The 4,840-nt window shown below is 52.0% G+C and carries 4 protein-coding genes and 3 tRNA genes; 1 reads left to right on the plus strand and 6 read right to left on the minus strand.

Translation table 11 applies throughout. The annotated features are described in order from the left end of the window. Positions 1 to 61: 61 nt before the first annotated feature. The gene (locus BBW68_RS15055; protein WP_070135971.1) at positions 62 to 1,069 is read left to right on the plus strand and encodes a phage integrase; all 1,008 of its coding nucleotides are present in this window, start codon (positions 62 to 64) and stop codon (positions 1,067 to 1,069) included. A 134-nt stretch (positions 1,070 to 1,203) separates the two neighbouring features. Here BBW68_RS15055 and BBW68_RS15060 read toward each other — a convergent pair. The 6 genes from BBW68_RS15060 to uvrY form a co-directional block, all read right to left on the minus strand. Continuing rightward, positions 1,204 to 1,290: transfer RNA gene (locus BBW68_RS15060), tRNA-Leu, on the minus strand. A gap of 12 nt (positions 1,291 to 1,302) precedes the next feature. Further along, positions 1,303 to 1,376 (minus strand) — tRNA-Cys (locus BBW68_RS15065). Between the two features lie 21 nt (positions 1,377 to 1,397). Beyond that, positions 1,398 to 1,469, minus strand: a tRNA-Gly gene (locus BBW68_RS15070). Positions 1,470 to 1,626: 157 nt separating this feature from the next. Next, positions 1,627 to 2,175, minus strand: coding sequence for a CDP-diacylglycerol--glycerol-3-phosphate 3-phosphatidyltransferase (pgsA, locus tag BBW68_RS15075; RefSeq protein WP_070135972.1), 549 nt, complete (start codon positions 2,173 to 2,175; stop codon positions 1,627 to 1,629). Positions 2,176 to 2,246: 71 nt separating this feature from the next. Beyond that, the gene (gene uvrC, locus BBW68_RS15080; protein WP_070135973.1) at positions 2,247 to 4,079 is read right to left on the minus strand and encodes an excinuclease ABC subunit UvrC; all 1,833 of its coding nucleotides are present in this window, start codon (positions 4,077 to 4,079) and stop codon (positions 2,247 to 2,249) included. Then, entirely contained in the window at positions 4,072 to 4,731 is a 660-nt protein-coding gene (gene uvrY / locus BBW68_RS15085) for a UvrY/SirA/GacA family response regulator transcription factor (RefSeq protein WP_070135974.1), read from the minus strand. The genes uvrC and uvrY overlap by 8 nt, the downstream gene beginning before the upstream one ends. Positions 4,732 to 4,840 lie beyond the last annotated feature (109 nt).

A 4,840-nucleotide genomic window follows, 5' to 3' on the forward strand; every position in this document is an offset into this window, starting at 1 on the left:
AATTTTTATATGATGGTCAAGGTGGCATCGGTATTACTAAGTTTTTCGATCAGGTCAAAAAATGACTGTGCGAAAACTTCCTTCTGGCAAATGGCTGTGTCAGTGCTTCCCATACGGACGCGATGGGAAACGCATACGCAGGCAGTTTGCCACCAAAGGTGAGGCACTCTCGTTTGAGCGCCGTACCATGAATAACGCATCCGGCCAGGCGGTTAACGATAATGCGGTAACACTCTCTACTTTCGTTGAGCGCTGGTATGAAATGCACGGCAAAACGCTGACATCTGGCGAAGAACGTAAAGTGAAATTACTGGCCATCTGTGAGCGCCTGGGGGATCCGCTTGCTACCCATTTTGATAAGAACACATTTGCTGTTTACCGGGAAAGACGCTTGAGCGGTGAATGGAATCAGAAGGGGAAGAAGAAACTTAGTGAGGCGACAGTAAACCGCGAGCAGTCTTACCTTCACGCAGTGTTTTCGGAGATGAAGCGACTGGGAGAATGGGAAGGCGACAACCCGTTATCCGGGATCAGACAGTTCAAAGAAGGGGATCAGGAGCTGGCCTTTCTGTATGAAGAAGAGATTGACCGGTTACTGGCGGCGTGCGATCAGTCAGCCAACACAGATCTTGGCACCATCGTAAGAATTTGCCTGGCGACCGGCGCACACTGGAGCGAAGCGGAGAGTTTAAAGCAATCACAGGTTTTGCCGGGCCGTCTGACGTTTACCCAGACCAAAAGCAAAAAGAACCGTACAGTGCCAATTTCCGACCAATTACAGAAAATCCTACCCAAGAAGCGCGGCGCGCTTTTCTCCCCTGCTTACGAGTCATTTAAAGCAGCTCTGTACAGAGCCGGGATTGAACTACCGAAGGGACAGCGCACACATGTCTTACGCCACACTTTCGCCAGCCATTTTATGATGCGTGGTGGCAACATTCTGGTGCTTCAACAGATACTCGGTCATAGCACGATTATGATGACTATGCGTTACGCGCACTTTGCCCCTAATCACCTTGATGCCGCAGTTGCGCTTAACCCATTAGATAACCGTACAAAAGCAAAATAAATGAACCTGAAAAAAGTTGCGCTGCCACCCTGCTGCCATTTTGCTGCCACTTACCAAATTGAAAGCACAAAAAAACCACCTCTTTAGGTGGTTTACAATATCGCTAACAGCTTGTTTTTAAACTGCTTTAAATATGGTGCCCGGGGCGGGACTTGAACCCGCACAGCCTTACAGCCGAGGGATTTTAAATCCCTTGTGTCTACCGATTTCACCACCCGGGCTTGAGTGTAAAGTGGAGGCGCGTCCCGGAGTCGAACCGAGGTGGACGGATTTGCAATCCGCAGCATGGCCACTCTGCCAACGCGCCTAATCTCTACTGACTAAATTTAGAGCGTAAACGAGACTCGAACTCGCGACCCCGATCTTGGCAAGGTCGTGCTCCACCGACTGAGCCATTCCCGCTTAGCAAGCAGATAGTTGGATTAACTCTTTGACTTGCTTTATCTTCTGGCAAACCGAGCTTCCTATCGATGCGTTGCATTCTACTGTTCTCACCAAGCGAGTCAATAAAATTGACCTCACAAAGCATCTGTTTGCTGCTTTTTAAAGCACTGCGATCACCGTTCGAGCAGATCGCCGCGCGCCGCACTGAGATACTGAAACATTGACCAGAAAGTCAGCACTGCTGCGATATATAAAGCGGCCACGCCGACGCCTTCAATCATATCGTTTGGATGCCATAACAGGGCAAACAACGCCAACATCTGCGCCGTGGTTTTCACTTTACCTATCCACGATACGGCCACGCTATTACGTTTACCGATTTCAGCCATCCACTCGCGCAGAGCAGAAATGATAATCTCGCGGGCAATCATGGTGGCGGCAGGCAACGTAATCCACCAAGCATGGAAATATTCCGCCACCAGCACTAGCGCCATTGCCACTATCACTTTATCCGCCACCGGATCGAGAAAGGCACCGAACTGCGTGGTCTGCTTCCAGCAGCGCGCCAGATAACCGTCGAACCAGTCAGTCACCGCAGCGAAAATAAAAATCAACGCACAGGCGAGCGGAGCCCATTGAAATGGCAGATAAAACGCAAGCATAAAGAATGGGATTAACACTACACGAAACAGGGTAAGTAAGGTCGGAATATTAAATGGCATAATTATGCTAACTGTCTGGACAGAATAGAATTTGTCCCTATGTTGCTACATTGCCCCGGGTGTTGCAATGCTTAGTGTTTCAGCGCATGGAAGATTTTCTCCGCCAGCGCGTGTGATATTCCCGGGACGCTGGCGATCTCCTCAACCGAGGCATTAATCAGCGGTTGCAGGCCCCCCATGTACTTAAGCAGCGACTGACGGCGTTTCGGGCCGATGCCTTCGATGGTTTCAAGTGCGCTGGTGTTCTTCACTTTTGCCCGTTTATTACGATGACCCGTAATTGCGTGATTGTGAGAGTCATCACGAATATGCTGGATAACATGCAGCGCCGGGGAGTCCGCCGACAGCGAAAAGCCCTCACCTTCCGTCTCGAGAAACAGTGTTTCCAAGCCTGCCCGACGATCGCTCCCTTTCGCTACGCCGAGCAGCAGCGGGCGATTTTTGTCCCAGGGAACATCCAGCTCGGCAAACACGGTTTTTGCCTGCGCTAGCTGTCCTTTCCCGCCATCGATCAGGATCACATCCGGGATTTTGCTCTCTTCAATCGCTTTGCCATAGCGGCGGCGCAGCACCTGATTCATCGCGGCGTAGTCATCACCGGGGGTAATTCCCGTAATATTGTAACGACGATACTCACTGCGCAGCGGTCCGTTAGCATCGAAGATTACACAGGAAGCAACGGTCTGCTCGCCCATGGTATGGCTGATATCGAAACACTCCATACGCCGGATTGGCGGCAGCTCCAGCGTTTGCGCCAGCGCAGCCAGCCGCTGATGGATGGTGGAGTGCTGCGCCAGACGCGTCACCAGCGCAGTGGCCGCATTGGTGCGGGCCAGCTTCAGGTAGCGGGCACGATTGCCGCGCGGTTTGCTCTGAATCGACACGCGCCGCCCCGCCAGCTCGGTCAGCGACTCCGCCAGCAGATCTTTTTCGGGCAGCGTAAAGTCCAGCAGAATATCTACTGGCAGCGTGCGCGCTTGGCACCCCTGCAGGTAAAACTGACCGACAAAGGTTTGCACCACTTCTGACAGATCGGTGCCGCCCGGCACTTTTGGGAAATAGCTGCGGCTGCCCAGCACTTTTCCTTGGCGGATAAACAGCACATGCAGACAGGCCATACCGGAGTCAAACGTCACGCTTATCACATCAAGGTCGTCGCCCTGGTTAGCGACAGACTGTTTCTCGGTTACCCGGCGCACGGCCTGGATTTGATCGCGCAGCCTAGTCGCTTCTTCAAAGCGCAGATCGTGACTGGCGTTTTCCATACGTCCCACCAGCTGGTTCAGCACCTGATCATCTTTGCCGGACAGGAACAGTCGCACGTAATCAATTTGCTGCGCATATTGCTCTTCCGAAACCAGTCCTGCGACGCAGGGCCCGAGGCAGCGACCAATCTGATACTGCAGGCAGGGACGCGTGCGATTGCGGTAAACGCTGTTTTCGCACTGGCGTACCGGAAAGACTTTTTGCAACAGCGACAGCGTTTCGCGCACCGCATAACCATTTGGAAAAGGACCGAAGTACTCCCCTTTCGCATGCTTGAAGCCGCGGTGACTGGCAAGGCGTGGGTGGGTATCCGCGCTCAGGAAGATATAAGGATAAGATTTATCGTCACGCAGCAGCACGTTATAGCGCGGCTGATAGAGCTTGATGTAGTTATGCTCAAGCAGTAACGCCTCGGTTTCCGTGTGCGTTACCGTTACATCAATTTGCTGAATTTGTGCCACCAGCGCTTCGGTTTTCCGGCTGGCGAGATTACCGCGAAAATAGCTGGTCAGGCGCTTTTTGAGATCTTTCGCTTTACCGACATAGATGACTGTGCCGCCGGCATCATACATCCGGTAGACACCAGGCTGACTGGTGACGGTTTTCAGGAAAGACTTAGCATCAAATAGATCACTCACTACTGATTAACGGCTCCGCATTGAATAGGCCATGACGAATGGCCAGATGCGTTAACTCTACGTCACCACTGATGTTAAGCTTGCTAAACATGCGGTAGCGATAGCTGTTAACGGTTTTCGAGCTCAGGTTAAGCTGTTCGGAAATTTCCGTTACTTTCTGGCCTTTGGTGATCATCAGCATAATCTGCAATTCGCGTTCCGACAAACAGCTGAAAGGCGATTCCGCTTTCTGCGGTTCAAGCTGGCTTAACGCCATCTGTTGAGCAATATCTGAAGCGATGTAGCGCTGCCCGGCGTTCACGGAGCGAATCGCGCTGACCACTTCCTGCGACGCAGCACCTTTGCTCAGGTACCCGAAAGCCCCTGCCTGCATAACTTTCGCCGGCAGCGGGTTCTCCGTATAGATAGTCAGCATGATGATTTTGCTGTCTGGGGCGTAGCGCACAATCTTACGCGTGGCCTCAAGGCCGCCAATGCCGGGCATGCTCATATCCATCAGCACCACGTCGGCACTATTATTACGGCACCACTTCACCGCATCCTCACCACAGTTGGCTTCGCCGACGACCTGGATACCTTTGATATCTTCCAAGATGCTACGAATACCTGCACGTACCAGTTCGTGGTCATCAACGAGAAATACGCTTATCAAAAGATGCTCCCTAGAAGCTTTGTTGAATAATAGGTAATCATGCTGTTTTAATGTGCCGGTTTTGGACGAAGATGCTAGCCATTCCAACATGTATTACCGAACACTGGTT

This window comes from Candidatus Erwinia dacicola (assembly GCF_001756855.1).
GTDB lineage: Bacteria > Pseudomonadota > Gammaproteobacteria > Enterobacterales > Enterobacteriaceae > Erwinia > Erwinia dacicola.

Bases quoted from the DNA above. Each gene is read 5' to 3' on its own strand.
- BBW68_RS15055 (WP_070135971.1), top strand. From the start codon at position 62: ATGACTGTGCGAAAACTTCCTTCTGGCAAATGGCTGTGTCAGTGCTTC.
- pgsA (WP_070135972.1), bottom strand. From the start codon at position 2,175: ATGCCATTTAATATTCCGACCTTACTTACCCTGTTTCGTGTAGTGTTA.